The organism is Streptomyces sp. NPDC104367, assembly GCF_055583825.1.
Map to the genome: position 1 here is coordinate 1 of NZ_JBVJND010000087.1, position 2624 is coordinate 2624.

Sequence of the window (2624 nt, forward strand, 5' to 3'; positions counted from 1 at the left end):
CGAGCCCCGATCACCTACGAGATCACCGTCCACCCAACACCAACTACCCTGGCCCGAGCCGCATAGACGTGTTCAAACTCCGGGGTCAAGGCCCGAATGTGATCCAGCAGCCCGGCCGTGATCGCCAGCTATCGGGCCCACCACCGGGGAAGACTCCGGGCGTCCGGCACCCGTCTCTACCCGCTCCGGAGAGAGCGCACGCTCACACCGACGGCCTGGAGCCGGGGCGGCCGCCCCTGGCTTGTAAGAGACGGTGGTTGCCCAGCTCGATGAAAGTGTGGTCTGAACGGCCTGCCGGTCGTCTGGCATTCGCGGGCACGCCGGGCAGCGTACCTGCCAGAGTTGAGCCGGTCGGCTCCGCAAACTCCGCGTGTGGAATAGGTGCAGACGATGGCTCAAGAGTCCATAGACCGTGAAGCAGAAGGAGCGGTCGATGGCGGTGTCGAGGCCGTCAGCAGGGAGAGCCGCCGCTTGCCTCCTCGGGTCCTGCTGCCCGGTCTCGTCAAGGACGACACCCACAGGACGTTCACGACCACGGAGTTGACCCGGGCCTTCGTGTCCGAGCTGCTGCTGCCCAAGGCGCAGCACGGGAGCACCACGGACGGGGACCCCTCCGGCACTTCCTGAGCCACCGCGTGCCCCGGGCGGTGCTGCCCGACTCCCGCCCAGGCCCCCCGCGTAGGAACGCTGCAGAGCCTGAAGTCGCCCTGCCCGCCGCCAGTGGAGTTGGGCGGGGATACGCGCTGCCCCATCAGGGCAGGCGGTCGCCAGGAAGTCCTTGTAGCTGGACCGCTGCCGCATGGCCTCGGCGGCCATCTCCTGGACTCTGCTCCGGATCGTGGGCAGGTGCAGGGCCCGGCAGGCTTCGTCGATGGCCGTGTCCACGGCCTCCTCCGGCCCCATGTCCCGGCGGGGCGGAGGAACCTGGGCGGCCGTGGTGTCGGTCCTGCTCATGCGGTGCCTTTTGGTTGACGCGTCAGGAGCTGGTCGTAGTGGGCGACGCTCGGCAGCGGCCGTTTGTCCTCAGGCGGTTGAGCCCGGCGGGCCGTCAGCGAGACCACTGCGCTGGGCTCGGCCCAGGGCGGCGGCGCACCCTCGCCATCCAGGTCCTCAGGCAGTGGCGGGGCCAGCGCGGCGGTTCTGCGGGCCTCGACGGCAACCACGTCGGCGGTGATGGCACCCGCCCGGACCGCAGCGGCCATGCCCTGTTCGGCAGCCGTCGCCGGCATCCGCCGGTGCAGCAGCAGAACCTCGATCAGTGCCCTCGTCCCGGCCGCGTCGCCGTGGGCGGCCCGGGCCGCGGCCCAGAACGCCTCGTGGACCTCGGTGAACGAACCGTTCTGCCGGGCGGTGACCAGCGCGGTCGAACCTGCCATCGCCCCGGGCTTGACCAGGAGAATCTCCAGGTAGTGGTCGGGCTCGTCACGGAAGTCGCCCCTGCGGGTCAGCCGTGGGTGGCGGGCGACGACCTCCCGCCGTTCGAAGACGAGCAGTTCGTTGCCGCGCAGAAGCACCCGCACGTTCTGGCCGATGGAGCGGGACGGCACCGAGTAGTGGCACTGCCTCACCGTGATCCGGCTGCTGCGGTCGACCTTCGGCGTCAGGGTGATGCCGCACTCGAAACTCTTGAACGGCAGCGGCGCCAACTGGTCGGCCTCGGTGAAGAAGTTGAAGCCCACGGTCGTCAGCCGACCTGCGAGGATCCGTTCGTCCTCGGCCGCATCGATCTCCGCGATCTTCGCGTTCAGTTCTTCCAGGGTGGCAACTTCGGGAACCAGGACCAGGCGCGTGCGCCGGTGGCGTCCGCCCTCGTGCTCAACCCCGCCCTTCTCGTGGGCGCCTTCCTGACCCGGGATGCAGTAGAAGGCGTCGAAGCCGAACCTCCGTGAGTTCGCGAATTCTGAAAGGTCCTCGCAACGAACCCACAGGTGCAGGCAGGAAGTTGATGTGTATGAGCACGGCGGTTCAGGGGGTGCTCGGATCATGTTCGGCGGCCGAGACGGCGACGGCGGTCGTGTAGCGGAGGCTGGTCCTGGCGCCGAGTGAGAAGACATGAGCGAGGTGGAGAGGATCCGCGCCGTTGGCGAGGGCCTCCTCCAGGATGCGGTCCTGCCGCAGCCGGCCGAGGCCCACGGGCAGCGGTCTGACCAGCTTGTCCAGCCAGAAGGTGCCCACTGCCGTCGTGGTGGTGGCCGTGTTCCGGCTGATCAGCAGATGCGGATTGGTGCTGTTCGGCCAGCGGTCACGCCGGTAGGCGATCGCGTCGGCGCTGTACTCGTCCAGGGGACGGTTGAGGTTTTCGCAGTTCAGCCGACACCCGGCCAAGTTCACCTGGTCCAGCAGCGTGCGGATCTGGAGGGCCGACATGGCATGGATTCCGGACAGGGCGACGACCACGCGAAGGGCGGGATCCCGCAGTGCAGCCTGAGTGACCGCCTCCACCTCCTCCGTGGTGAGAGAAGCAGGAAACGTGGTGGGGATTCTGCCACCCTTGATGCCGCGCATCGGGCGGACAAAAGGGACGCGAATGGCCCCGCGTCCTGTTCGCCGAGGGCTTCGCCTGCTTCTCGAACGGCATCCCCTGCCGGCCAGGCGGGAAGCAGGCCGGTGTCTGTCCCTGGGCC

General features: G+C 68.7%; 3 protein-coding genes. 1 reads left to right on the plus strand and 2 read right to left on the minus strand.

Features of this window, described 5'->3' with window-relative positions; translation table 11 throughout:
- Nucleotides 1–471: 471 nt before the first annotated feature.
- Nucleotides 472–627 (plus strand): hypothetical protein, encoded by a 156-nt coding sequence (locus tag ACZ619_RS45725; protein ID WP_469611973.1) that lies wholly within the window; start codon nucleotides 472–474, stop codon nucleotides 625–627.
- Between the two features lie 323 nt (nucleotides 628–950).
- Here ACZ619_RS45725 and ACZ619_RS45730 read toward each other — a convergent pair whose 3' ends face one another.
- Both ACZ619_RS45730 and ACZ619_RS45735 read right to left on the minus strand, forming a co-directional pair.
- Entirely contained in the window at nucleotides 951–1679 is a 729-nt protein-coding gene (locus tag ACZ619_RS45730) for a Mu transposase domain-containing protein (RefSeq protein WP_469611975.1), read from the minus strand.
- A gap of 286 nt (nucleotides 1680–1965) precedes the next feature.
- Nucleotides 1966–2505 carry a hypothetical protein gene (locus tag ACZ619_RS45735; RefSeq protein ID WP_469611976.1) on the minus strand — a complete coding sequence of 180 codons (540 nt, stop codon included), beginning with the start codon at nucleotides 2503–2505 and terminating at the stop codon, nucleotides 1966–1968.
- Between the last annotated feature and the right edge of the window lie 119 nt (nucleotides 2506–2624).

What these genes read in the sequence shown, in the direction of transcription:
- ACZ619_RS45735 (WP_469611976.1), bottom strand. Translation starts at nt 2,505, where the DNA reads ATGCGCGGCATCAAGGGTGGCAGAATCCCCACCACGTTTCCTGCTTCT.